At 66.8% G+C, this 23,101-nt stretch carries 24 protein-coding genes; 2 read left to right on the top strand and 22 right to left on the bottom strand.

Features of this window, described 5'->3' with window-relative positions; genetic code table 11:
- Positions 1 to 8: 8 nt before the first annotated feature.
- From DSM104443_RS05335 to rpsB, 17 genes are all read right to left on the bottom strand, one after another.
- Positions 9 to 716: a queuosine precursor transporter gene (locus DSM104443_RS05335; RefSeq protein WP_171090167.1), complete on the bottom strand. Its 708-nt coding sequence runs from the start codon at positions 714 to 716 to the stop codon at positions 9 to 11.
- 18 nt (positions 717 to 734) lie between these two features.
- Positions 735 to 1,517 carry a TrmH family RNA methyltransferase gene (locus tag DSM104443_RS05330; protein WP_171090165.1) on the bottom strand — a complete coding sequence of 261 codons (783 nt, stop codon included), beginning with the start codon at positions 1,515 to 1,517 and terminating at the stop codon, positions 735 to 737.
- A 1-nt stretch (position 1,518) separates the two neighbouring features.
- Positions 1,519 to 2,118: a ribonuclease HII gene (gene rnhB / locus DSM104443_RS05325; protein WP_171090163.1), complete on the bottom strand. Its 600-nt coding sequence runs from the start codon at positions 2,116 to 2,118 to the stop codon at positions 1,519 to 1,521.
- The gene (lpxB, locus tag DSM104443_RS05320) at positions 2,075 to 3,226 is read right to left on the bottom strand and encodes a lipid-A-disaccharide synthase (RefSeq protein ID WP_171096227.1); all 1,152 of its coding nucleotides are present in this window, start codon (positions 3,224 to 3,226) and stop codon (positions 2,075 to 2,077) included. Before lpxB ends, rnhB begins: the two co-directional genes overlap by 44 nt.
- A gap of 44 nt (positions 3,227 to 3,270) precedes the next feature.
- On the bottom strand, positions 3,271 to 4,047 hold the full coding sequence (gene lpxA, locus DSM104443_RS05315) for an acyl-ACP--UDP-N-acetylglucosamine O-acyltransferase (protein ID WP_171090162.1): 777 nt from the start codon (positions 4,045 to 4,047) through the stop codon (positions 3,271 to 3,273).
- A gap of 188 nt (positions 4,048 to 4,235) precedes the next feature.
- Positions 4,236 to 4,673 (bottom strand): 3-hydroxyacyl-ACP dehydratase FabZ, encoded by a 438-nt coding sequence (fabZ, locus tag DSM104443_RS05310; RefSeq protein ID WP_171096225.1) that lies wholly within the window; start codon positions 4,671 to 4,673, stop codon positions 4,236 to 4,238.
- 5 nt (positions 4,674 to 4,678) lie between these two features.
- Positions 4,679 to 5,677, bottom strand: a complete 999-nt coding sequence (gene lpxD, locus DSM104443_RS05305; protein WP_212756953.1) for a UDP-3-O-(3-hydroxymyristoyl)glucosamine N-acyltransferase — start codon at positions 5,675 to 5,677, stop codon at positions 4,679 to 4,681.
- A 3-nt stretch (positions 5,678 to 5,680) separates the two neighbouring features.
- Positions 5,681 to 6,133 carry an OmpH/Skp family outer membrane protein gene (locus DSM104443_RS05300; protein ID WP_246232524.1) on the bottom strand — a complete coding sequence of 151 codons (453 nt, stop codon included), beginning with the start codon at positions 6,131 to 6,133 and terminating at the stop codon, positions 5,681 to 5,683.
- Positions 6,134 to 6,306: 173 nt separating this feature from the next.
- Positions 6,307 to 8,601 (bottom strand): outer membrane protein assembly factor BamA, encoded by a 2,295-nt coding sequence (gene bamA / locus DSM104443_RS05295; RefSeq protein WP_171090160.1) that lies wholly within the window; start codon positions 8,599 to 8,601, stop codon positions 6,307 to 6,309.
- A gap of 16 nt (positions 8,602 to 8,617) precedes the next feature.
- Entirely contained in the window at positions 8,618 to 9,988 is a 1,371-nt protein-coding gene (gene rseP / locus DSM104443_RS05290) for an RIP metalloprotease RseP (protein ID WP_171090158.1), read from the bottom strand.
- Entirely contained in the window at positions 9,985 to 11,196 is a 1,212-nt protein-coding gene (gene ispC / locus DSM104443_RS05285; protein ID WP_171090156.1) for a 1-deoxy-D-xylulose-5-phosphate reductoisomerase, read from the bottom strand. Before ispC ends, rseP begins: the two co-directional genes overlap by 4 nt.
- Positions 11,193 to 12,017, bottom strand: a complete 825-nt coding sequence (locus tag DSM104443_RS05280) for a phosphatidate cytidylyltransferase (protein ID WP_171090154.1) — start codon at positions 12,015 to 12,017, stop codon at positions 11,193 to 11,195. Before DSM104443_RS05280 ends, ispC begins: the two co-directional genes overlap by 4 nt.
- A 10-nt stretch (positions 12,018 to 12,027) precedes the next feature.
- On the bottom strand, positions 12,028 to 12,795 hold the full coding sequence (gene uppS / locus DSM104443_RS05275) for a polyprenyl diphosphate synthase (protein WP_171090151.1): 768 nt from the start codon (positions 12,793 to 12,795) through the stop codon (positions 12,028 to 12,030).
- 64 nt (positions 12,796 to 12,859) lie between these two features.
- Positions 12,860 to 13,411, bottom strand: a complete 552-nt coding sequence (gene frr / locus DSM104443_RS05270) for a ribosome recycling factor (protein ID WP_171090149.1) — start codon at positions 13,409 to 13,411, stop codon at positions 12,860 to 12,862.
- 27 nt (positions 13,412 to 13,438) lie between these two features.
- Positions 13,439 to 14,188 (bottom strand): UMP kinase, encoded by a 750-nt coding sequence (gene pyrH, locus DSM104443_RS05265; RefSeq protein ID WP_171090147.1) that lies wholly within the window; start codon positions 14,186 to 14,188, stop codon positions 13,439 to 13,441.
- A gap of 2 nt (positions 14,189 to 14,190) precedes the next feature.
- The gene (gene tsf, locus DSM104443_RS05260; protein WP_171090145.1) at positions 14,191 to 15,072 is read right to left on the bottom strand and encodes a translation elongation factor Ts; all 882 of its coding nucleotides are present in this window, start codon (positions 15,070 to 15,072) and stop codon (positions 14,191 to 14,193) included.
- 106 nt (positions 15,073 to 15,178) lie between these two features.
- Complete coding sequence (gene rpsB / locus DSM104443_RS05255; RefSeq protein ID WP_171090143.1) at positions 15,179 to 15,928, bottom strand: 30S ribosomal protein S2; 750 nt, start codon at positions 15,926 to 15,928, stop codon at positions 15,179 to 15,181.
- A 252-nt stretch (positions 15,929 to 16,180) separates the two neighbouring features.
- On the opposite strand from rpsB, the gene map reads away from it, so the two are divergent.
- Positions 16,181 to 17,002 carry a type I methionyl aminopeptidase gene (map, locus tag DSM104443_RS05250; RefSeq protein WP_171090141.1) on the top strand — a complete coding sequence of 274 codons (822 nt, stop codon included), beginning with the start codon at positions 16,181 to 16,183 and terminating at the stop codon, positions 17,000 to 17,002.
- A gap of 6 nt (positions 17,003 to 17,008) precedes the next feature.
- Positions 17,009 to 19,609 (top strand): [protein-PII] uridylyltransferase, encoded by a 2,601-nt coding sequence (locus tag DSM104443_RS05245; RefSeq protein WP_343034685.1) that lies wholly within the window; start codon positions 17,009 to 17,011, stop codon positions 19,607 to 19,609.
- Positions 19,610 to 19,612: 3 nt separating this feature from the next.
- Here the strand turns inward: DSM104443_RS05245 and DSM104443_RS05240 are convergent, their stop codons facing one another.
- The 5 genes from DSM104443_RS05240 to DSM104443_RS05220 all read right to left on the bottom strand — a co-directional run bounded on the left by DSM104443_RS05240 (position 19,613) and on the right by DSM104443_RS05220 (position 23,084).
- Positions 19,613 to 20,701: a hypothetical protein gene (locus DSM104443_RS05240; protein ID WP_171090138.1), complete on the bottom strand. Its 1,089-nt coding sequence runs from the start codon at positions 20,699 to 20,701 to the stop codon at positions 19,613 to 19,615.
- Between the two features lie 107 nt (positions 20,702 to 20,808).
- Positions 20,809 to 21,225 (bottom strand): PIN domain-containing protein, encoded by a 417-nt coding sequence (locus tag DSM104443_RS05235; protein ID WP_171090136.1) that lies wholly within the window; start codon positions 21,223 to 21,225, stop codon positions 20,809 to 20,811.
- A 6-nt stretch (positions 21,226 to 21,231) separates the two neighbouring features.
- The gene (locus DSM104443_RS05230) at positions 21,232 to 21,474 is read right to left on the bottom strand and encodes an AbrB/MazE/SpoVT family DNA-binding domain-containing protein (protein ID WP_171090134.1); all 243 of its coding nucleotides are present in this window, start codon (positions 21,472 to 21,474) and stop codon (positions 21,232 to 21,234) included.
- Positions 21,475 to 21,561: 87 nt separating this feature from the next.
- Positions 21,562 to 22,254, bottom strand: a complete 693-nt coding sequence (locus tag DSM104443_RS05225; RefSeq protein ID WP_171090132.1) for an outer membrane beta-barrel protein — start codon at positions 22,252 to 22,254, stop codon at positions 21,562 to 21,564.
- Positions 22,251 to 23,084 (bottom strand): hypothetical protein, encoded by an 834-nt coding sequence (locus DSM104443_RS05220; protein WP_212756951.1) that lies wholly within the window; start codon positions 23,082 to 23,084, stop codon positions 22,251 to 22,253. The genes DSM104443_RS05225 and DSM104443_RS05220 overlap by 4 nt, the downstream gene beginning before the upstream one ends.
- Positions 23,085 to 23,101: the final 17 nt, after the last annotated feature.

Here is a 23,101-nt window from a genome sequence, read left to right as displayed (position 1 = left end):
CCGAACCTCTAGATCTTGAGCGTGAACGGCGTGAACTGGGTGTCGCGGTCGTAGTGGTCGACCCCCTCGCTGCGCTTCAGCCAGCCGACGAGGAAATAGGTGACCGGGGTGAACAGGACTTCGACACTCACTTTCGCGACGAATTGCGACAGCATCACCAGCGGCAGCTTGTCGTCCGGGATGATCCCGGTGCCGTAGAAGGCGAGCGGGTAGAACAGCGACGAGTCCACCGCCTCGCCGAAGATCGTGGAGCCGATGGTGCGGGTCCACAGCCAGCGCCCCGCCGTGAGGATCTTCATCTTGGCGAGCACGAAGGAGTTCACGAACTCGCCGCAGAAGTACGCGAACATCGAGGCCGCGGCGATGCGCCACGCCTGCCCGAAGGCGATCTCGTAGGCCTCCTGGTTCTTCCAGAACGGCGCCGGCGGCAGCGCCACGACGGCCCAGGCCATGAAGGAGGCGAAGCCCAGCGCGGCGAAGCCGGCCCAGATCACGCGGCGCGAGCGCGCGTAGCCGTACACCTCCGTGAGCACGTCGCCGAACACGTACGAGATCGGGAAGAAGAGCACGCCCGCGCCGAAGGTGAGGAGACCCACGACCGGGAAGTCCACCTGCGCGATCTTCGCGGGGCCGATCAGGTTGGAGCACACGAGGAGGGTCACGAAGGCGACCATCACGAACTCGTAGTACTTGAAGGAGCGCGGGGCTGCGGCCATGCGGTCGGTCCGGTTTCGTTAGCGCGATCGGCGCTGGCGGACCGCCTCGAAAAGCGCAAGGGATCCGGCGACGCCGGCGTTCAGCGATTCCATCTTACCGGGCATCGGGATGCTCGCCGTGAACGTCGCGTGGCCGCGCACCTCGGGCGTGAGGCCCGAGCCTTCATTTCCCACCAGCAGGGCGACGGGGCCGCGAAGGTCCACGTCGTACAGCGATCGCTTCGATTCGCCGGTGAGCGCCACGGCCGTGCCGCGGAAGCTCTCGAGGAACGCGACGAGATCGATGCCCTCGATGATGTTCAACGCGAAGTGCGCGCCCATCGCGGCGCGGATCGTCTTCAGCGACCAGGCGAATGCGCAGTCCTTCGAGAGCACGGCATGGCCGGCTCCGGCGGCCGCGGCGCTGCGAAGCAGCGTGCCGACATTGCCCGGGTCCTGGATGCCTTCGAGAACCAGCACGAGATCCGCATCGGGCGGTACGGAGTGCCCCGCGGGCGTTTCGGCGGCGGCGATCATGCCGGTGGCGGAATCGACGGTCGAGAGCACCTTGAAGAGCGCCTCGCTCACCACCGTCACGCGCGAGCCCGGCACGCGGTCCACGAGGCGCTCGATCTCCGGGCGCTGCAGCGCGGGGGCCGACACCATCAGCGAATCCACCTCGCGCCCGGAATCGAGGAAGGCCGCGACGAGATGCGCCCCGTCCAGCACGGTCAGGCCGCGGCGCTTCCTCTCAGACGTGCTCGCGGCGAGCTTCGCCATCGCCTTGAAGGCGGCGTTGTCGCGCGAGGTGACCGCCTTCATCTCAGAACGGGAGATCGACTTGCAGCAGCAGGCGCACCGGCTCGAACGAGCGGCGGTGGATCGCGCAGGGGCCGAGCGCCTTCAGCGCCAGCATGTGCTCGGGCGTCGAGTAGCCCTTGTGGTTCGCGAAGCCGTAGCCGGGGAAGCGCGTGTCCATCTCCCGCATCTCCGCATCGCGGGCCGTCTTGGCGAGGATCGACGCAGCCGAGACCTCGGGCACCGTGCGATCGGCCTTCACGACCGGGCGGCACTTGATGCGGATGGGCGGCTTGTGGAGGCCGTCGACGCACACCTCCATGGGACGGCACGAAAGCGCGAGGATGGCCCTGCGCATCGCGTAGAGGCTCGCGCGCAGGATGTTCATGCGCTCGATCTCCTCCACGCTCGCCGAGGCGATCGCCCAGCAGCGCGCGCGGTCCTTGATCAGGAGGGCGAGCTCCTCGCGCACTTCCTCGGGCAGGAGCTTGGAGTCGTTCAACCCCTCGACCGGGCGCTCGGGATCGAGGATCACCGCGGCGGCGAAGACGCTGCCGGCGAGCGGGCCGCGGCCCGCCTCGTCAACCCCGCAGAGCAGCGAGATGGTTTCCTTGCGCGTTCGCATGGTTCGATCCGCCCGGGGCGAGGAAAGGTTGGAGCGCCTGCGCCACGCGCTCGTCGTGTCCGCGCGCGAGGCTCTCGTGCATCGCCGCGAAGCGCTCGCGCAGCATCGCGCGGGCGTCCTTGTTGTCGAGCCAGTTGCCGAGCGCCTGCGCCAGGTTCTGCGGCGTGGCGTCCTCCTGGAGCAGCTCCGGCACGATGAACTCGCCGGCGAGGATGTTGGGCAGGCCGACGTACGGCAGGATGGCCTTGCGCATCATCAGCCAGTAGGTGAGCCTGGGCACGCGGTAGGTGATGACCATCGGGCAGCGCGCGAGCGCCGCCTCCAGCGTGGCGGTGCCGCTCGCCACCAGCGCCACGTCGGCCGCGTTCAGCGCCAGGCGCGCGTGGCCGAAGAGGATGGTGATCGGCAGCTCGTGGGCCTCGAGCGCGTAGAGGCGCGTCTCGAAATAGTCGCGCGTCTCGCGAGTCGCCAGCGGAATGAAGAAGCGAAGGTCCGGGCGCTCCTTGTGCAGGATGCGCGCCGTCTGGATCATGAGGTCGGAGTGGGCGACCAGCTCCTTCATGCGGCTGCCGGGCAGCATCGCCACCGCGGGGCCGGCCTTGGCGAGGCGCAGCTGCGAGCGGGCGCCGTCGCGGTCCGGATTGAGCGGCATCTCGTCGGCGAGGGGATGGCCGACATAGGTGACCGGAATGCCCGCCTTCTGGTAGATCGCTTCCTCGAAGGGAAACACGGCGAGCATGTGGTCGACGGCCCGCTTGATCTTGTGGATGCGCTCGGCGCGCCACGCCCAGATGGACGGGCTGATGTAGTGCACCGTGCGGATGCCCTTCGAGCGCAACTTGGTCTCGAGGCCGAGGTTGAAGTCGGGCGCATCGACGCCGATGAAGACGTCGGGGCGATCCTCGATGAAGCGCTTGGCCAACTGCTTGCGGATGCCCAGCAGCTCCGGCAGGTGGCGGACCACCTCCACGTAGCCGCTCACCGAAAGCTTCTCCATCGGGAAGAGCGACTCGGCGCCCTCGGCCATCATCTTGGGGCCCGCGATGCCGTAGAACTTCGCGTCGGGCTCGCGCTCGCGCACGGCGCGGATCAGCGCCGCCCCGAGCATGTCGCCCGAGGCCTCGCCGGCCACGATGCCGATGCGCCGGCCGCTCACCGGACGATGCCGCGCGTGGAGGATGCGAGGAAGTCGACGAGAGCCCGCACCTCGGGCACACGCTCGGCGTGTTTGGCCAGCTCCACCTTCGCTTCGGCGAGCAGCAGCCCCGATTTGTAGAGCGTCTTGTACGCGGTCTTGAGCTCGGGGATCGCCTCGGGCCTGAAGTCGCGGCGCTTCAGGCCTTCGGCGTTGATGCCGAAGGGCGCGAGCGGATTGCCGCCGACCATCACGTACGGCGGGATGTCCTGCAGCACGACGCTCGAAACGCCCGTCATCACGTGCGCGCCGATCTTCACGTACTGGTGCACGCCCGTGAAGCCGCCCAGCGTCGCCCAGTCGCCGATATGCACGTGGCCCGCGAGCTGCGTGCAGTTGGCGATGGTCGCGCGGTTGCCGATGATGCAGTCGTGCGCCACGTGGGCGTACGCCATGATCCAGTTGTCGTCGCCCACGGTGGTGACACCCTGGTCCTGCACCGTGCCGCGGTTGATCGAGACGTACTCGCGGATGGTGTTGCGATCGCCGATCACGAGCTTCGTCGGCTCGCCCTGGTACTTCTTGTCCTGGTTCGCCTCGCCGATCGAGCAGAAATGGAACAGGCGGTTGTCGCGGCCGATCTTCGTGTGGCCGGTGATCACGCAATGGGCGCCGATCGTGGTGCCCTCGCCGATCTCCACGTCCCCGTCGATGACTGAGTACGGACCGACGCTGACGTTGCTAGCGAGCTTCGCCTTCGGATCGACAATCGCAGTGGGATGAACGTGGCTCACGGGTGCAAAAGGCTTTGGAACCGCCGATCCCCGCCGATGGAGCGCCGATTCCCGCCGATCAATGATGCAGGGGTTTGTTCTTGTACAAAACTGTGGCGCATCTCTAACGAAATTCCTTCATGATTTTCATCGGCGGAGATCGGCGAAGGATCGGCGGGGATCGGCGGTTCCAAAGCCTTTCCCTCGCATCACTCGAGCGGCCTCAACGCGCAAAGAAGCTCTGCTTCGGACGCGATCACGCCGTCCACCTTGGCGACCGCGCGGAACTTCGCCATCCCGCGCTTCACGGCGATCTGCTCCACCTCGAAGGTGATGGTGTCGCCGGGGACGACGGGCTTCTTGAAGCGAGCCCCGTCGATGCCGACGAAGTAGTAGACGCTCTTGCCGTCGTTCTCCTGGCCCAGCGAGCGCAGCGACAGCACGGCGGCAGCCTGCGCCATCGCCTCCACGATCAGCACGCCCGGCATCACCGCGTAGTGCGGGAAGTGGCCCTGGAAGAACGGCTCGTTGATGGTGACGTTCTTCTGCGCGACGATGCGCTTGTCCTTCTCGAAGTCGATCACGCGGTCGATCAGCAGGAACGGGTAGCGGTGCGGGAGGTATTTCTTGATCTCCTCGATGCCCATGGCGCTCACGATTTTTCCCCTTTGGCGTCGCGCCGCGCGTGGACCGCCCACCGCAGCCACTCGTCGTGCGGCATCATCGGCAGCGCCGAAGTGTAGACGCCCGGTTTCTTGATCGACTTGGTGACCAGCGTCATCGCCGAGATGGTGACGTTGTCGCAGATCTCGAGGTGCCCCGAGATGCCCGCGGCCCCGCCGATGCGGCAGCGCTTGCCGATGCGCGCACTGCCCGCGATGCCCACGCAGCCCGCGATCACGGTGTGCTCGCCCACCACGCAGTTGTGGCCGATCTGGATCTGGTTGTCCAACTTGCAGCCGTCCTCGATCACGGTGTCGTCGAGCGCCCCGCGGTCGATGGTGGTGTTGGCGCCGACCTCGACGTCATCGCCGATGCGCACCGCGCCCACCTGGGGGATCTTCACCCAGCGGCCCTGGTCCGGCGCCATGCCGAAGCCGTCCGCGCCGATCACCACGCCGGAATGCAGGATGGTGCGGTCGCCGATCGTGCAGTCGTTGTAGATGGTGACGCGCGGATAGAGCCGCGTGTCGTCGCCGATGCGCACGTTGGCGCCGATGACGCAGGTGGCACCGATCGAGGTGCGCTCGCCGATGCGCGCGCCGTGGCCGACCACCGCATACGGGCCGATCTCCGCGCTCGCAGCGACGATGGCCTCGGGGTCGACCTGCGCCGTCGGGTGCCGGCCGGCCTTCACGGGCGGTGGCGGGTTGAAGAGTGCGACGGCCCGCGCGTAGTACGCATACGGGTTCGGCGTCACGATGCGCGGCAGCGGAGTCGCGTCACGCTCGTCCGGGCCGAGGATCACGGCGCCGGCGCGCGTGCGCTCGAGCTGGGCGCGGTACTTGAGGTTGGCGAGGAAGGCGAGCTGCGTGGGACCGGCGGATTCGATGGTCGCGACGCCGGTGAGGCGCTGGGCGGATTCGCCCACGGCTTCACCCCCGAGCTCGGAGACGATTTCCCGCAGGCTGAAGGTGAGCGCCTCGGCCACGGCTCACTTGTCGGACAGAGCGCGAATGACCTTGTCCGTGATGTCGATGCGGGTGCTCGCGAACACCGCTTCCTGCACGACGAGGTCGAACTTCTCCTGCTCGGCGATCTGGTTGATGACGCGCGTCGCGCGCTCCTGGACGCCGGCCAGCTCCTGGTTCCTTCTCAGGTTGAGGTCCTCGCGGATCTCGCGCTGCAGGCGCTGGAAATTGCGGCTGATGTCGGCCAGCACGCGCTCCTTCTCGCGGCGCGCGGCATCGGTGAGCGTCACCGTTTCGCGTTCGAGATCCGTCTGCAGGTCGCGGCCCTGCTTCTCCAGCTTGGCGAGCTCCTGGTTGCGGGTGGCGAATTCGCGCTCGAGGTTCTGCTGCGCGCGCTTGGCGGGCGCCGCTTCGCGGAACACACGCTCGGTGTTCACGAAGCCAACCTTGATGTCGGCCGCACTCGCGGCGGACATCAAAAGCAAAAGGCTCCCTCCGCAGATAAACGCAGATAAACGCCGATAAAAGGCGAATCTGGGCGGGTTCATCTTCGTTTCGGAGGCTGCCATTGAATTCACGATTGAAGCTCTCAAGGTTTTATCGGCGTGTATCTGCGTTCATCTGCGGAGGACGCCTTTCGCCTTAGTCTTTAGAACACGCGGCCAAGCTGGAATTGGAACCGTTCCACCTTGTCGCCTTCCTCTTTCTTGATCGGTGTGGCGATGGAAAACCGCAGCGGCCCCACCGGCGAATCCCAGCTTACCGCAATGCCGACGGAAGCGCGGAGGTCGCTGAACGACACCTTTTGCGCCGGCCCCCAGACGTTGCCGAAGTCCATGAAGGTGGCGAGGCGGACGTTCTTTTCCTTGTTGCCGGGCATCGGGAAGAGCAGCTCGATGTTGCCGACCAGGCGGCGGTCGCCGCCCAGCACGTCGCCGCTCAGGTCGCGCGGGCCCAGGGACGCGGTCTCGAAGCCGCGCACGGAGCCCACGCCGCCGGCGTAGAAGTTCTTGAAGAACGGCAGCGGCTTGCCGCTGTAGCCGTCGGCGTAGCCGATTTCGCCGTTCAGCATCAGCGTGAGCCAGGGGAGGAAGCGCTCGTTCGTGTAGAACCACTGGCTCTGGTAGTTGGCGCGGTAGTACAGGAGGTCGCCCGGCGGGATGCCGACCTCGACGCCGATCTCGTTCAGCCAGCCCTTGGTCGGCCACACGAGGCTGTCTCGCGTGTCGCGGGCGAAGCCGAGGTTGGTGCGGAGCGTATTGGTCTTCTCGCCGAACTCGGCGACGAATTGCTGGTAGCGGATGGGGCTGAATTCGTCGATCGCGAGCTTGGTGTTCTCGAAGGTGATGCCGAGGTTCACGCCGTCGTATTCCGTGACCGGGATGCCGAAGCGCATGCCCACGCCGGTGGAGTACGTGCGGTAGTCGGCCACCGACAGGGTGTTCGTGTCGACGTCGCGGCGGAAGAAGTCGAAGCCTCGCGAGACGCCATCCGGCGTCCAGTACGGGTTCATGTACGTGAGCGAGTAGACCTTGTTCACGTCGCCGTTGTTGACCTGGAAGGCGAGCAGGTTGCCGGTGCCGAGGATGTTGGCCTGCGAGACCGACGCCTGGATGGTGAGGCCTTCGGCCTCGGAGTAGCCCACGCCGAAGTTGAGCTGGCCGGTATTGCGCTCGGTGACGTTCACGTTCACGTCGACCTGGTCGCCGGTGCCGGGGACGGCCGGCGTCTCGATGTTCACGTCCTGGAAGTAGCCGGTGCGCTGCAGGCGCTCCTTCGACCGCGCGATCTTCTCGAGCGAATACCACGAGCTCTCGAGCTGGCGCATCTCCCTGCGCACGACTTCGTCCTGCGTCTTCTGGTTGCCGGCGACGTTCACGCGGCGGACGTACACGCGCCGGCCCGGGTCGACGTAGAACGTGAACGAGGCGAGGCGCTTCTCGCGGTCCAGCTCCGGCACCGGGTTCACGTTGGCGAAGGAGTAGCCGTCGTTGCCGAGGCGGTCGGTGATGCGCTTGGTGGATTCGACGATCTTCTCGCGCGAGAAGACGTCGTTCGGCAGCACCGTGACCAGCGAGCGCAGCTCCGGCTCGTTCACGATGAGCTCGCCGCCGAACTTGGTGGTGCCGATGCGGTAGACCGGGCCCTCGGTGATCACGATCGCGATGTAGATCTGCTCGCGGTCGGGCGTGATCGAGACCTGCGTGGACTCGATGTTGAACTCGACGTAGCCGCGGTTGAGGTAGAACGAGCGCAGGCTCTCCAGGTCGGCGGTGAGCTGCTGCTTGGAGTACTGGTCGTCCTTCGTGAACCACGTGAACCAGCCGGGCGTGCGCAGCTTCATCTCGCGCAGCAGCTGCTTCTCGGTGAAGTCCTTGGCCCCGATGATGTTGATGTCGAAGATCTTGGTGACCGAGCCCTCGACGATGTCGAAGCGCAGCGCCACGCGGTTACGCTCAAGCGGCGTGACCGTGGTCTTGACCTCGGCGCCGTAGAAGCCGCGGCTCGTGTACTGGCGCTTCAATTCCTTCTCGGCGCGGTCGAGCAGCGACTTGTCGTAGATCTTCGCTTCCGAGATGCCGGCCTGCTTCAGGCCGTCCTTCAGGTTTTCCTTCGTGAATTCCTTGGCGCCGTCCACGTCGATGGACGCGATGGCCGGGCGCTCCTGCACGAAGACGATGAGGATGTCGCCGTCGGCCTCGAGGCGCACGTCCTGGTAGAAGCCCGTGGCATAGAGCGCCTTCACGGCGGCCGAGGCCTTGTCGTCGTCGATCCTGTCGCCGACCTTCACGGGCAGATAGGTGAACACCGTCCCCGCTTCCGTGCGCTGGACACCCTCCACGCGGATGTCCTTGATCACGAACGGCTGGATGGCGAACGCGGGGAGCGCTGCTGCGAGCGTTCCGGCGAGAGTGAGGAGGAGAGCGAGAAGCCGGGAACGCATCAAGGGGAGTCTTCGGTCAACCGGTGAACAATCGATTGATGTCGTTGTAGAAAGCGAAGAACGTGAGGCCCAGGAGGAGCGCGAGCCCTACACGCTGGCCGATTTCCATCGTGCGTTCGGAGACCGGACTACCCTTCACGATTTCGGCGAAATAATACACTAGGTGACCCCCATCCAGCAGGGGTATCGGGAGGAGGTTGAGCACGCCGAGGCTCACGCTCACGAAGGCGAGGAAGGTGAGGAACGTGACCCAGCCCGCCTGGGCCGACTGTCCCGCGTAGTCCGCGATGGTGATCGGCCCCGAGAGATTCTTCCAGGACACCTCGCCCGTGATCATCCGCCACAGCAGCTTCAGGCTGAAGACGGAGAGGTCCCAGACCTTGTAGGCGGCCTTGGGCAGGGCCGTGAGCGCGTCGTACGAGACGGTGGTGCGCATGCTCGCGGCTTCCCGCTTCAGCTCCTCGCTCACGCCCACGCCCAGCAGGCCGATGCGGCTCTTGCCCTTGCCGTCGGCATCGGGGGTGGCGGTGATCTCCAGGCGCGCTCCACGGCGCTCCACGTCGAGCTTGAGCGGCTTCTCGGCGTTGGCCCGCACGATGGTGGTGAATTCGACCCACGTGGCCACGGGTGTGCCGTTCACGCCGACGACGCGGTCGCCGGGCTGCAGGCCGGCGCGGGCGCCCGCGCGATCCGGGAGGACGCTGCCCAACACCGCCGGCGAGCGCAGCACGTAGGGCCGCAGGCCCAGCTTGTTGAGGAGCGAGCCGTCCACATCGTCGGCGGTGGTGCCCGAGAGGTCCAGCGTGCGGTAGCCGCGGCGGCCGGAGGCCTCGATGACCTCGACGCGCACCTTGCTGCGATTGACCGCCTCCTTGAGCAGGCGCCAGTTCACGTCGCCCCACGTCTGCACCGGCTCGTCGTTGATGGCGACGAACGTGTCGCCGTTGGCGATGCCGGCCAGGGCCGCGGGCGTATTGCGGACGGGCTCGGCGGTCACGGGCTTCTCGCCCGGCACGCCGGTCACGAAGAGCAGCCAGAAGAAGAGGATCGCGAGCACGAAGTTCGCCACGGGGCCGGCGCCGACGATGAAGATGCGGCGCCACACGCTCTGGCGGTTGAAGGCGCGCGGCAGGTCCTTCGCGGCGACGTCTTCCTCGCGCTCGTCCAGCATCTTCACGTAGCCACCCAGCGGGACCGCGGCGATCGCCCATTCCGTCTGGTCGGGGCCGACGCGGCGCGACCAGAGCACGCGGCCAAAGCCCACGGAGAACTTGAGGATCTTCACCTTGCAGATGCGCGCCGCCCAGTAGTGGCCGAGCTCGTGGAAGACCACGAGGATGGCGACGGTGGCGAGGAACGAGAAGAGGTAGGTGAGAGCGGTGCTCATGGGCTGGACCGGGAAACCTGGGGGAGGCGCGCCACGTAGCGCGAGGCGAGAGCCCGTGCCTCCACGTCCGCAGCGTATACCCTTTCCAGGGTATCGAGCCCTTCGACATCGATCTCGCCGAGAACGTTCTCGATGATTCGCGCGATGTCGGTGTAGCCCATGCGGCCCTCGAGAAAAGCGTCCACGGCGACCTCGTTTGCGGCGTTCAACACGGCCGGGGCCGTGCCGCCGCTGCGGATCGCTTCCTGGCAGAGGCGCACGCAGGGGAAGCGCTGCGTGTCGAGGCGCTCGAACTCGAGCTTGCCGAGCGTCGTGAAATCGAGCGGCTCGACGCCGGCCTCGATGCGCTCCGGCCATGCGAGCGCGCAGGCGATGGGCGTGCGCATGTCGGGCTGGCCCAGCTGCGCCATCACCGAGCCGTCGCGGTACTCGACCATCGAGTGGATCACGCTCTGCGGGTGGACCACGACCTCGATCTTTTCCAGCGGGGCGCCGAAGAGCCAGTGCGCCTCGATCACCTCGAGGCCCTTGTTCATCATCGTGGCCGAATCGACGGAGATCTTGCGGCCCATCACCCAGTTGGGATGGGCGCAGGCCTGGTCGGGCGTCACGCGCGCGAGGCGATCGAGCGGCGTGGTGCGGAACGGCCCGCCCGAGGCGGTGAGCAGGATGCGGCGGATGCCCGAGCGCTCGACCTCGCCCGCCCGCCCGCACTGGAAGTCGTCGGGCAGCGACTGGAAGATCGCCGAATGCTCGCTGTCCACGGGGAAGAGGCGCGCCCCACCCTCGGCGACGGCGCGCATGAAGAGCGCGCCCGACATCACCAGCGCTTCCTTGTTGGCGAGCAGCACGTCCTTGCCGGCGCGCGCCGCGGCGAGCGTGGCGGGCAGGCCCGCGGCGCCGACGATGGCGGCCATGACGGCGCCGACTTCCGGCAGGGTCGCCACGCGCTCCAGCGCTTGCGCGCCTTGCAGGACCTGCGTATCGCTGCCCTTCGCCTTCAACGCGGCCTGCAGGCGCTCCGCGGCGGCGGCATCGACCAGCACCGCGTAGCGCGGCTTGTGCTCGAGGCACTGCGCGAGCAGCTTGGTGTCGCTCTTCGCCGCGGCGAGCGCTTCCACGGCATAGCGGCCCGGATGGCGCGCCACGACATCGAGCGTGTTGGCGCCGATCGAGCCGGTGGAGCCGAGGATCGTGAGGCGCTTCACCCGAGGGTCCCTTTGAGCGAGACCAGCAGGGCCGCGACCGGTAGCGTTGAAGTGAGCGCATCGACACGGTCGAGCACGCCGCCGTGGCCGGGCAGGAGATTGCTCGAGTCCTTCACGCCCGCTCCGCGCTTCATCCACGACTCGAAGAGGTCGCCCAGCACGCTCACCGCGGTGAGCAGCACCATCGCGGCCAGGAAGACGATCCACCAGGCCGTGGGCGCGGCGCCCGACGACCAGACGAGCAGGATGACGCCGTAGATCAGCACGCCGGTGAGCGCTCCGTACACGCCCTCCCACGACTTGCCGGGGCTGATGGCCGGGGCGAGCTTGCGCTTGCCGAACTTGCGCCCGGCGAAGTAGGCGGCGATGTCGGCGATCCACACGATGAGCGCGATGGCCAGCAGCAGCCACTTGCTGCGGTCGCGCAGATCCACCAGCGCGATCCAGAACGGCCACACCACGAGCCAGCCGGCGAGCCCCAGGACCCACGGCGGCGGCCGCAGCTTCTCCTTGAGCCACCAGGGCACCGCGAAGAGCCAGAACGCCGCGGCGGCCCACAGCAGGCCCTGCGCGACCATCGGGTAGAGGTTGAGCGGCGAGACCACGTAGAGCGTGAAGAGCGCGGCGCCGATCGAGGCGGAGAAGGCGAGCCAGGCGCGCTGCGCGAGGGCCTGGAAGCCGCAGAGGCGCGACCACTCCCAGGATGCGAAGGCGGCGAAGAGCATCGCGAAGAGCGACCACCAGCCGCGCGGCGCGAAGATCAGCATGCCGAGGACCGCCGGCATGAGGGCGAGCGCCGTGAGGACGCGCGTGAGCAGCATCGCGCCGGTCCTAGCCGGCCTTGGGCAACGGCTCGCCCTCGGCGAGCTGCTCGCTGGTGCGGCCGAAGCGGCGCTCGCGCTGGCGGTAGGACGCGAAGGCGGCCTCGAGCGAGCCGGCATCGAAGTCCGGCCAGAGCTGGTCGGTGAAGAAGAGCTCCGTGTACGCGAGCTGCCACAGCAGGAAGTTCGAGACGCGCTTCTCGCCGCCGGTGCGGATGAAGAGGTCCGGCTCGGGTGCGTAGGCCATGGACAGGTGCGGGGCCAGGCCTGCCTCGGTGATGTCCGCCATCGGGTTGCCGACGCGCGCCCGGTTGGCGGCCTGCAGGATGTCCCAGCGCCCGCCGTAGTTGGCGGCGATGGTGAGCGTGAGCTTGGTGTTGGCCTCCGTGAGCTCCTCGGCGCGGCGAATGAGGTCGCGGATGCGCTGGTCGAAGGCGGCGATGTCGCCCACGACCCGGAAGCGGATGCCGTTGGCGTGCAACTTTTCGACTTCCTGCTCGAGGGCGCGGATGAAGAGCTGCATGAGGAACGTGACTTCCTCGGGCGGGCGGCGCCAGTTTTCGCTCGAGAACGCGAAGAGCGTGAGGTATTCCACGCCGCCTTCGGCGCAGGCCTTCACGACGGAGCGCACCGACTCGACACCCTTGCGGTGGCCCGCCACGCGCGGCAGGAAGCGGTTCTTCGCCCAGCGCCCGTTGCCGTCCATGATGATCGCCACGTGGCGCGGCACGTGGCCGGTCTCGGGGATGGACTGCGTGGAGCTGTCGAATTCGGACATATTCCTCGTCATTCCCGCGAAGGCGGGAATCCAGCTGGGCCCCCGCCTTCGCGGGGGCGACGGTTCACACCGCCATGAGGTCCTTCTCTTTGTCCGCCACCAACTTGTCGATGTCGGCGATCGACTTGTCGGTCATCTTCTGGACGTCGCCGGCGGCGCGCTTCTCTTCGTCCTCGCCGACGTCTTCCATGTCCTTCAGGTGCTGGAGGGCGTCGCGGCGGATGTTGCGCACGGCAACCTTCGCGTTCTCGCCCTCGTGCTTCACGATCTTGGTGAGCTCCTTGCGGCGCTCCTCGGTCAGCATCGGGGTCGGGACGCGGATCACGTCTCCGGTCACGGCGGGGTTCACGCCGAGGTCGGAATCGCGGATCGCCTTCTCCACCGCCTGGATCATCTTCTTCTCGAAGGGCTGGATGGAGATGGTGCGCGCGTCGGAGAGCGTGACGTTGGCCACCTGGTTGATCGGCATGGGCGAGCCGTAGTAGTCCACGCGCAGGTGGTCGAGGATGCCCACGTGGGCGCGCCCGGTGCGGACCTTCGCGAGGTCGTTCTTGAGCGTCTCCACGGACTTGGCCATCTTCTCCGTGGCCGTCTTCTTGATGTCGGCGATATTCATGCGGCGATTATCTCCCGAACCACGGTCTCAGTTGTGAACCAGCGTGCCTTCGTCCTCGCCCATCACCACGCGCTTCAGCGCCCCGGCCTTGAAGATCGAGAACACGTTGATGGGCAGCTTCTGGTCGCGGCACAGCGCCAGCGCCGTGGCGTCCATCACCTTCAGGTTCTTCACGAACGCCTCGTCGAAGGTGAGCTTGTTGTAGCGCGTGGCCGTCTTGTCCTTCATCGGGTCGGCGGTGTAGACGCCGTCCACCTTGGTGGCCTTCAGCACGATCTGCGCCTCGACCTCGCGGCCGCGGAGAGCCGCCGCCGTATCCGTGGTGAAGAACGGGTTGCCGGTGCCGGCCGCGAAGATCACGACCTTGCCTTCTTCGAGGTAGCGGATGGCCTTGCCGCGGATGTAGGGCTCGACCACGGGCTCGATGGTGAGCGCCGATTGCACGCGTGCCACGAGGCCGCCTCGGTTCATCGCATCGCCGAGGGCGATCGCGTTGATCACGGTGGCGAGCATGCCCATGTAGTCGGCGTTGGCGCGGTCCATTCCCGCGGCGCCTTGCGAGACGCCGCGGAAGATGTTGCCGCCGCCGATCACGATGCCGACCTGCACGCCCATGTCGACGACTTCCTTCACCTCCGCCACGAGCTTTGCCAGCATCGCGCGATTGATGCCGAACGCGTCATCGCCCATCAACGCCTCCCCGGACAGCTTGAGGAGGATGCGTTGGTAGGCCGGTTTCACGGTCGCGTCGTTCTGGGCCTGCGGGGCGACCGGCATCGTCAGGCCGCGGTCTTTGCCATCGCGGCGACTTCGGCCGCGAAGTCCATCTGCTTCTTCTCGATGCCCTCGCCCACGACCAGGAACTTGTAGCCGTGGAGCTTGGACTTCTTCGCGTCGAGCATCTTCTGCACGGTCTGCTTGTCGTCCTTCACGAACGGCTGGCCCAGCAGCGTGATCTCGGCCAGGAACTTGTTGATGCCGCCCTCGACCATCTTCGCCACGATCTCCGGCGGCTTGCCGGATTCGGCGGCGCGCGCCTCGAGGATCTTCTTCTCGGCGGCGATCACGTCCGGCGCGACCTGATCGCGCGACATGAACTTGGGCTTGGCGAACGCGATGTGCATCGCGACGTCCTTGGCGACGGCTTCATCGCCCTCGAGGTCCACCATCACGGCGACCTTGGAGCCCGGGTGCACGTAGGCGACCAGCTTGCCGTTGCCCTGCACGCGCTCGAAGCGGCGCACGGTGATGTTCTCGCCGATCTTCTGCACCAGCTTCTGGCGCGCGGCCTCGATCGTCTCGCCGTTGATGGAGAGGTTCGAGAGGGCGGCGACGTCGGCCGGGTTGCTCTTCGCAACCTGCTCGGCGACCGCGTTGGCGAACGCCTGGAAGTCGGGGTTCTTCGCGACGAAGTCGGTCTCGGCGTTGACCTCGACCAGCGCGCCCAGCTTCGCGTCGCCGGAGAGGTACGTGGCGATCGCGCCGTCGGCAGCCACGCGGCCCGCGGCCTTGCTCGCCTTGGCGCCGCTCTTGATGCGCAGCAGCTCTTCGGCCTTCTTGATGTCGCCGCCGGCTTCTTCCAGCGCCTTCTTGCATTCCATCATGCCGAGCCCGGTGAGCTCGCGCAGTTCCTTGACCATGCCTGCGGTGATTTCCGCCATTGCTCTTTCCTCTACGTCATCCCCGCGAAGGCGGGGATCCAGTTTTCAGGTACGAAAAAGGGGCTTCGTGGGCCCCTTTGTCGCGCGACCTTGCTGCAGGGACCGGTTACTGCTTGACGGCTTCCTCGACCTCGACGAAGTCTTCCGAGGTCGGCTGCGCCACCATCTCCTGGATGACCTGGCTGCGGCCCTCGAGGATCGCGTCCGCAACGCCACGGGCGTAGAGGCGGATGGCGCGGGTCGAGTCGTCGTTGCCCGGGATGACGTAGTTCACGCCGTCCAGGGAGTTGTTCGTGTCCACGACGCCGACGATGGGGATGCCGAGCTTCTTGGCCTCCGTCACGGCGATCTTGTGGAAGCCCACGTCGATGATGAACAGCGCATCCGGCACGCCGCCCATGTCCTTGATGCCGCCGAGCGAACGCTCCAGCTTGTCCTTCTCGCGGCTGAGGGTGAGCTGCTCCTTCTTGGAGAGCTTCTCCATCGAGCCGTCGGCGACCATCTGGTCCATGTCCTTCAGGCGCTTGATGGACCCCTTGACCGTCTTGAAGTTCGTGAGCATGCCGCCCAGCCAACGGTAGTCGACGTAGGGGGCACCGGCGCGGATCGCCTCTTCCTTCACGATTTCACGGGCCTGGCGCTTCGTGCCGACGAACAGGATCTGCCCCTTGTTCGCGGTGAGCTGGCGCACGTACTTGAGCGCATCCTGGTACATCGGAAGGCTCTTCTCGAGGTTGATGATGTGGATCTTGTTGCGGGCGCCGAAGATGAACGGGGACATCTTCGGGTTCCAGAAACGGGTCTGGTGGCCGAAGTGCACGCCGGCCTCCAGCATCTGGCGCATGGTGACGGACATTCTTGAAACTCCTGTCGGTTAAGGTTTGCCTCCCCCGCTGAAGAGCTCCGAAGAACTCACCTTAGCCAAGGCGGGGTGCGGATTTACGAATTAGGTCCTTTTGGACCCCAGCTAGCCCAAGATTATAGCGCGAAAAGGCGAGCGGATTCAATCAGTTCGTAGGACAGGCCTCGGGGACCGCAGAGCCTTGAACTTGGCCCGGCCCGGGGCCATCTCAAGGCTATAATTCCGCCTATAACCGGAAGCGAGTGCATGGGAATCCAGATCAAGAGCCGTGAAGACGTCGACAAGCTGCGCGTGGCGGGCCGCCTCGCCTCGGAAGTGCTCGACTTCATCACCCCCCACGTTGTGCCGGGGGTATCCACGGCCCGGCTGGACGAGCTCTGCCACGACTACATGGTCGACGTGCAGCGCACCATTCCCGCGCCGCTCAACTACGCCCCGCCCGGCCACCGCCCCTATCCCAAGTCGATCTGCACCTCGGTGAACCACCAGGTCTGCCACGGCATCCCCGGCGAGAAGATCCTCAAGGCCGGCGACATCGTGAACATCGACATCACCGTCATCAAGGACGGCTGGCACGGCGACACCTCGCGCATGTTCTACGTGGGCGAGCCGTCCATCCAGGCCAAGCGCCTGTGCGAGGCCACGTGGGAAGCCATGTGGCATGGCATCGCCATGGTCCGCCCCGGCGCCACGCTGGGCGACATCGGCAGCGCCGTGCAGCACCACGCGGAATCGAAGGGCTACAGCGTCGTGCGCGAGTTCTGCGGCCACGGCATCGGCAAGCGCTTCCACGAGGAGCCGCAGATCCTCCACTACGGCCGCGCCGGCACCGGCACGGAGCTGAAGGAAGGCATGGTGTTCACCGTCGAGCCGATGATCAACGCCGGCCGGCGCGACATCAAGCAGATGAACGACGGCTGGACCATCGTCACCCGCGACCACAGCCTCTCGGCCCAGTGGGAGCACACCGTGGCGGTCACCGCCGACGGCGTGCAGGTGCTCACGGTCTCGGCCCACGCGCCCCCGCCGCCCGCGTTCGCGGCCGAGCGCGTCTCCGTCCCCGCGTAGCGTCCCCTGAGCGACATCGCGACCGCCTCGCCGCCCCGCGCGGCCGCCCTCCGCGCGCCGCCCGCGGAACCCCCCGCCATTCGCACGTGGCTCCGCGAGCGCCGCGAGGCCCTCCGCGCACGCTACCTCCGCCGTCCCGAGCCGCATCGCCTGCTCGCCGCTCATTCCGCGTGCGTGGACGAGCTGCTGCGCTCGCTCTGGGCCGAAGTGATCTCGGATCCGTCCATCGCGCTCGTCGCCGTCGGCGGCTACGGACGCGGCCTGCTCTTCCCGCATTCCGACGTGGATGTCCTCGTGCTGCTCCCCGACGGGCAGAAGCCGAGCGAAGGCGTCGAGCGCTTCGTGGGCCTGCTGTGGGACTGCGGTATCGAGCCCGGCCACAGCGTGCGCACCGTCGCGGAATGCCTGGAGGAAGCGGCCAAGGACGTCACCGTCGACACGAGCCTGCTGGAATCGCGCTTCGTCGCGGGCAATACGGCGCTGGTGGACGAGCTGAACGCGCGCCTGGGCAAGCAGCGCAAGGTGCGCGACTTCTTCGTGGCCAAGATCGACGAGCAGACGCGCCGGTACGAGCGCTTCCAGGACGCGGCTTACAACCTCGAGCCGAACATCAAGGAAAGCCCGGGCGGTCTTCGCGACCTGCACGTGGTGATCTGGCTCGCGCGCGCCGCCGGCCTCGGCCGCTCGTGGAAGGACTTGGCCGACCAGGGCCTCATCACTCCGCATGAAGCGGGTGCGATCGCGAAGAACGAGCGCGTGCTGGAAGACCTTCGCATTCGTTTGCACTACATGGCGGGGCGCCGCGAGGACCGGCTGGTCTTCGACCACCAGATCGAGATCGCGCGCCAGCTGAAGCTCCCGAACACGAAGGAGCTCGCCGCCTCCGACCTCCTGATGCGCCATTACTACCTCGCCGCGAAGGCGATCTGGCGCTTCAACACGATCATGCTGGCCAACCTCGTGGCGCGCGTGCGGCCCGAGGCGGAGCGCACCACGCGCATCCTCGACGACGATTTCGCGGTGGTCGATCGCCTGCTCGACATCCGCGACGAGACGCTCTTCGAACGCGAGCCCGGGAAGATGCTCGATGCGTTCCTGCGGCTGCAGCAGAACCCGGACATCGTGACGCTCTCGGCCACGACGCTGCGCGCCCTTTCGCGGGCGCTGCCGCTCGTGAACGGCGCCTTCCGCGAGGATCCCGCCAACCGCGTGCGCTTCATGAAGATCATGCAGAGCGAGCGCCTCACGTGGACGCTGCGCCGGATGAGCCGCTATGGGCTCCTCGGCCGCTACATCCCGGCGTTCGGACGCATCGTCGGCCAGATGCAGCACGACCTCTTCCACGTCTACACCGTGGACGAGCACATCCTCATGGTGATCCGGAACCTGCGCCGCTTCCGCATCCCGCGCTTCGACCACGAGTACCCGCTGCTCTCGCAGCTCATGCAGGAGTTCGACAAGCCCGAGCTGCTGTACATGGCGGCGCTCTTCCACGACATCGCCAAGGGCCGCGGCGGGGACCATTCCGAGCTGGGCAAGAAAGACGCGATCCGCTTCTGCCGCGAGCACGGCCTCTCGAAGGCGGATGCGGAGCTGGTCGCGTGGCTCGTGGAGCAGCACCTCGTGATGTCGTCCACGGCGCAAAAGCAGGACCTCTCCGATCCCGAGGTGATCTCGCAGTTCGCCACGCTCGCGAAGGATGAACGCTGGCTCACCGCGCTCTACATCCTCACCGTGGCCGACATCCGCGGCACGAGCCCGGCGGTGTGGAACGCGTGGAAGGGAAAGCTCCTCGAGGACCTCTTCCGCGTCACGCGCCGGGTGCTGCGCGGCGAGGCGGATTTCGCCCGCTCCTGGGTCGAAGGCAAGAAGGAAGAGGCGCTTCGCGTCTTCCGCCAGTACGTCCCCGAGCCCGGCCGCCACGAGGCGCTGTGGAACAACTTGGACGACCCGTACTTCCAGCGCTTCGAAGCGAACGAGATCGGCTGGCACACGCGCACGCTGTGGGCGCGCGTCACGCCTGATGCGCCGATCGTCCGCGCACGCTTGTCACCCATCGGTGAGGGCCTGCAGGTGATGGTCTATGCGCCCGACCAGCCGGGCCTGTTCGCGCGCATCACCGCATTCTTCGAGCGCGCGCAGTTCGACGTGGTCGCGGCCAAGATCTACACCACGCGCCACGGCTTCGCACTCGACAACTTCCAGTTGCTCTCACGAGCGCGCTCCGGCGAGCACTACCGCGAGCTGATCCGCACCGTGGAGACCGGCTTGGCCGAACGCATCGCGCTGGGCGGGCCGGTGGATGCCGCGCGCGCGGGACGCGTCTCGCGCTGGGTGAAGCACTTCCCGTTCGAGCCACGCGTGGAGATCCGCCCGGATCGCAGGCCGGGCCGCTGGCTGGTGATGGTGAGCTGCGCGGACCGCCCCGGCCTGCTGTCGGCCGTCGCGCGCGTGATGCTCGACCAGGGCTTGAACCTCGTCGATGCGCGCGTCACCACGCTGGGCGCGCGCGCCGAGGATGCCTTCGTCGTGAACGGTCCCGCGATGGAAGAGGAAGCTTCCCGCGCGCAGGTCGCTACGGCGCTGCGCGCGGTACTCTCCGACTAGCCGCTACACCTTGTCGAACGCGAAGCGCGTGCAGCCCTCGGTGCTGATGCCGGGCGACCACGCACCGAGCTGCGCATCCTTGCCGAGCGTTCCCAGCAGACGCGCCGTGGTTTCGCGATCGCGCGCACGGCAGGCGAACGTGGCGTAGAGGTTCCGGTTCCACGGATCCGGATATCGCGACACGAGGTCCTCGAAGGACTGCTTCATTTTCGGCCACGTCGCGGCCGTGACTTCCAGGTAGTCCCCGTTGATCTTCTGCAGCACGTCGATGTAGATCCACGCGTAGAACGCGCTGCCCTCGCTCGCCGAAGTGCGCTGGACCGACTGCTGCACGAACGCATCGACGCGCTTGAAGTTTCCGCCCCACTGCGGGAGCAGGTAGTTCACGCGCGTGTAATAGAGGGTGTGATACGTCGGGAAGCGTGTGACCGCCTCGTCGAAGAGCGCGTCGAAGGACTCGGTCGAAGCTCCGCTGCTCCCCGCCACGATGAGCGCCGTCCAGTACCAGAGCGGCGTTTCCTTGCCCACCACTTCCGAATCCTTCAAGGCCTTGGCTGCTTTCGCGAGGCCCTCGCGGAAGAGCTGCTGCGCTTCCTCGGGTGTCGCGGCAGACGACCCGCCGCCGCGCGCCCGCCACGCAGCGCGCTGCCAGCGCATGGCCTTCACGACCGGGAGCAGCTTCGAATCGGGCACGGCCTGCTCCCAATTGCGGAGGTAGCCCTCCACGTTCGTGTCCGAGGCGTAGAGCGTTCCGTCGATGCCTTCCTGCACGGCCTGGGCGAGCCAAATGCCGTCGGTCGTGCGGACCTTGTCGCGCACGAACTCCGCATGCATGCGCTCGATCTTGGCGAATTCGCCATTGACGATCGCGGCGCTGGAGATCGTGCGAGCCTTTTCAAGGTGCTGGCGCGTGTAGACGACGGGCTGCGCGGGTTGCGCAGGCTGGGCGGGTTGCCCGAGCGTGCCGGAGCCCATCCATCGGCCCGGTCTCGGCGGATCCCACCATTGGGCTTGTGCAGCGAAGGGAATGAAGTAGCAGAGCGAAGCTGCGAGGAGCCCGCGAACGCGGACTCCGAAAGCGTGAAACGGCATTTCTGTGAATCTCCCTGGAGCGGCTTGTGGCGCTGCGCGGACCAGGCCGCGTTTGCGCCATCGAGGTTGAACGGCAACCGCTATTTTAAACCCATGTATCCACTGGGCTATGAACGCCGCGTCAGGACTTTCAGGCCGAGCATTGCAGGCGAGAGAATCTCCACGCCCTCGATTCTCTTGCCGTAGAGCGGTGCGAAATGCGCCTTGTCCCCCGTCACCAGGATGTCGCAATGGCCCGCGATCGCTGCCGCCATGACCGGGCGATCTTTCTCCGGAAGGCCGTAGGTGGCTTGCCCGGCTGGCTGGGCCCGTGTGGGGATCACTTCGACCGTCGTCAACAGCTCGTTCAGGTAGGGGATCGAGGCTGGAAACTTCGCCGCGAGATTCCGGCGAGCCTCTTCAACCACATACGCATCGACGCACGACGCGCAGCCGCTCTGTGCGAGGAGGCCGAGCAGCTGCCTCACGGCGCCATCGCTCTTGGCCGCGGAGAACAGCACGTTCGCATCCAGGAAGATCCGCACAACTTGCTAGCGCGAGCGCTTGCCCTTCCGGGCCAGCACCCGAGCGAGCTCGGCCTCGGCATCGTCGAATTCGCGGATACGCTTCGGCGAATAGCTCTCCACCGGCAGCGTCACGGCGGGCCGCAGCAGGATGCCTTCGGCCGTGGTCTCGGCAATGAGGACATCGTCGGCCTTGAGGCCCATGGCTTCCCGCAGCTTCGCAGGAAGGGTGACCACGCCGCGGCTCGTGATGGTAACCGTCGATTTCATGCATGCAGTTTAGCAGAATTGCAGTAATTCGGCAAACGCATCAGGAATAGACCTCCGGGAGCCTGCCACCCGGCAAGCCGTGTCCCGCTAGAAGCGGTACATCGCCCCGATCGTCACCACGTCGACGTCCGCTTCGCCGGTCCCGTTGCGGGTACCGATGGCGAAGGCATTGCCGACTTCGAAGTAACGCTCGTACTCGAGGCGGAGGGCCGCATTCGGCATGAATTTCCAGTCGAAGCCGACGCCGGCCTTCCAGTTCGAGTTGTGCGACGACTTCGAGCGCGAGTTGCCGCCCTCCCCGTCACTGAACACGGCATCGCCCGAGATGACGATCGTGGCATCGGCCTGGGCGCGATACGCACCCACGCGGCCGAACACGCTGAAGCGTTCGCCCAGCGGCGCGGCGACGACGAGGTCGATCGCGAAGCCCTTCACGTCGCGGTTCGTGGCGATCGTGCCGCCGGGGCCGCCCACGTTGTCGAACGCGGTCTGCGCGGAGATCGATCCGAAATCGAAGTAGCTGCCCTCGAGCGCCAGGTTGGGGCCGAAGCGGTAGCCGCCGAAGGCCTTCCACGCCGTGTCCTTGTCGTCGAACGACGTGCGGAAGTTGCTCGCGTTCTGGACCGAGTTCTCGCGGTTGCTGACGAAGTCGTCGCCGGTCTTGGCCTGCCCCGCGCCAAGGCCGAAGTACCAGCCGGTGTCGGGTTGTTGCTGGGCGGCGGCGGGAAGCGCGGCGGAGAGAACGGCAGCGGCGATGAGGGTGCGGGTCTTCTTGATCATGGTCTTGCGAGGCTCCGTGCGGTTGCGAAAAGGAAATTCCCGAAGCGCTTCGCGCGGTTCTGCGCGCGCTCGAGGAGCGACCGGTCCACGAAGTACGTGAGGAGGATCGAGTCGCGGGTGTTCACTTCCGGGCCGACCGTGTCCACCGAGTGGAACGTGTCCTGGCCGACGGCGAAGGCGTAGCCGCTATTCGGCACGAACGGCATGCGCGTGGCGACTGTGAAGCGGCCCTCGGCGTCCTTCTTGTGGAACACCGTGCCGACGTGCTCGATGGAGCTGTCGCGCGGGAGGTAGAGCTGGACCGTCATGGCCTTCCACCGCGTGTCGGGGTGGATGCCGATGCTGTAGCCCGGCACGTCGCGCGTGAGCACCGGGATGGAATACATGCCGACGCTCGCATGGTCCGGGCCGAAGCGCCGCTCGAGTCCTGGTGCCAGCCGGCGCATGAAGGCATCGCGAACGGCGGCCGAGTTCAGCGCTACTCCGACGCCTTCCCACACCGAGCGCTTGCCGGGCGGAAGGATGCGGATCCATTCGGGAAAGAGATCGAGCTTGGTGCGCTCATCGGCCTTGAGCTTCGCCCGGGCGCGGCCCGACATCCGGCGGTAGTAGTCCGGCTCGGGCATGCAGTCCAGCATCTGCGCGTAGACATCCGCCGGGAAGACGTCGGCCAGCCGGAGGTGGAAGTACGGGTCCACATCGTGCGGTGCCGCGTCGATCGCGGCACACACGTGCTCGATGGTGCGCGCGACGACGTCCCGCCCCGCTTCATCCAGGGGGCCGGCGGGACCGGGCCATCCCGCGTATCCGGCGTTTTCGACGTCCGACATCTCGACAGGCCTCGCCA

It is taken from the genome of Usitatibacter rugosus, assembly GCF_013003965.1.
GTDB classification, from domain to species: Bacteria; Pseudomonadota; Gammaproteobacteria; order Burkholderiales; family Usitatibacteraceae; genus Usitatibacter; species Usitatibacter rugosus.
Note: the sequence above shows the minus strand (reverse complement) of the source record. Positions and strands in the feature narration are given on the sequence as shown.

What these genes read in the sequence shown, in the direction of transcription:
- DSM104443_RS05335 (WP_171090167.1), bottom strand. Translation starts at nt 716, where the DNA reads ATGGCCGCAGCCCCGCGCTCCTTCAAGTACTACGAGTTCGTGATGGTC.
- DSM104443_RS05330 (WP_171090165.1), bottom strand. Translation starts at nt 1,517, where the DNA reads ATGAAGGCGGTCACCTCGCGCGACAACGCCGCCTTCAAGGCGATGGCG.
- rnhB (WP_171090163.1), bottom strand. Translation starts at nt 2,118, where the DNA reads ATGCGAACGCGCAAGGAAACCATCTCGCTGCTCTGCGGGGTTGACGAG.
- lpxB (WP_171096227.1), bottom strand. Translation starts at nt 3,226, where the DNA reads ATGCTCGGGGCGGCGCTGATCCGCGCCGTGCGCGAGCGCGAGCCCGAC.
- fabZ (WP_171096225.1), bottom strand. Translation starts at nt 4,673, where the DNA reads ATGGGCATCGAGGAGATCAAGAAATACCTCCCGCACCGCTACCCGTTC.
- DSM104443_RS05300 (WP_246232524.1), bottom strand. Translation starts at nt 6,133, where the DNA reads ATGTCCGCCGCGAGTGCGGCCGACATCAAGGTTGGCTTCGTGAACACC.
- bamA (WP_171090160.1), bottom strand. Translation starts at nt 8,601, where the DNA reads ATGCGTTCCCGGCTTCTCGCTCTCCTCCTCACTCTCGCCGGAACGCTC.
- rseP (WP_171090158.1), bottom strand. Translation starts at nt 9,988, where the DNA reads ATGAGCACCGCTCTCACCTACCTCTTCTCGTTCCTCGCCACCGTCGCC.
- DSM104443_RS05280 (WP_171090154.1), bottom strand. Translation starts at nt 12,017, where the DNA reads ATGCTGCTCACGCGCGTCCTCACGGCGCTCGCCCTCATGCCGGCGGTC.
- uppS (WP_171090151.1), bottom strand. Translation starts at nt 12,795, where the DNA reads ATGTCCGAATTCGACAGCTCCACGCAGTCCATCCCCGAGACCGGCCAC.
- frr (WP_171090149.1), bottom strand. Translation starts at nt 13,411, where the DNA reads ATGAATATCGCCGACATCAAGAAGACGGCCACGGAGAAGATGGCCAAG.
- pyrH (WP_171090147.1), bottom strand. Translation starts at nt 14,188, where the DNA reads ATGCCGGTCGCCCCGCAGGCCCAGAACGACGCGACCGTGAAACCGGCC.
- tsf (WP_171090145.1), bottom strand. Translation starts at nt 15,072, where the DNA reads ATGGCGGAAATCACCGCAGGCATGGTCAAGGAACTGCGCGAGCTCACC.
- rpsB (WP_171090143.1), bottom strand. Translation starts at nt 15,928, where the DNA reads ATGTCCGTCACCATGCGCCAGATGCTGGAGGCCGGCGTGCACTTCGGC.
- map (WP_171090141.1), top strand. Translation starts at nt 16,181, where the DNA reads ATGGGAATCCAGATCAAGAGCCGTGAAGACGTCGACAAGCTGCGCGTG.
- DSM104443_RS05240 (WP_171090138.1), bottom strand. Translation starts at nt 20,701, where the DNA reads ATGCCGTTTCACGCTTTCGGAGTCCGCGTTCGCGGGCTCCTCGCAGCT.
- DSM104443_RS05230 (WP_171090134.1), bottom strand. Translation starts at nt 21,474, where the DNA reads ATGAAATCGACGGTTACCATCACGAGCCGCGGCGTGGTCACCCTTCCT.
- DSM104443_RS05225 (WP_171090132.1), bottom strand. Translation starts at nt 22,254, where the DNA reads ATGATCAAGAAGACCCGCACCCTCATCGCCGCTGCCGTTCTCTCCGCC.
- DSM104443_RS05220 (WP_212756951.1), bottom strand. Translation starts at nt 23,084, where the DNA reads ATGTCGGACGTCGAAAACGCCGGATACGCGGGATGGCCCGGTCCCGCC.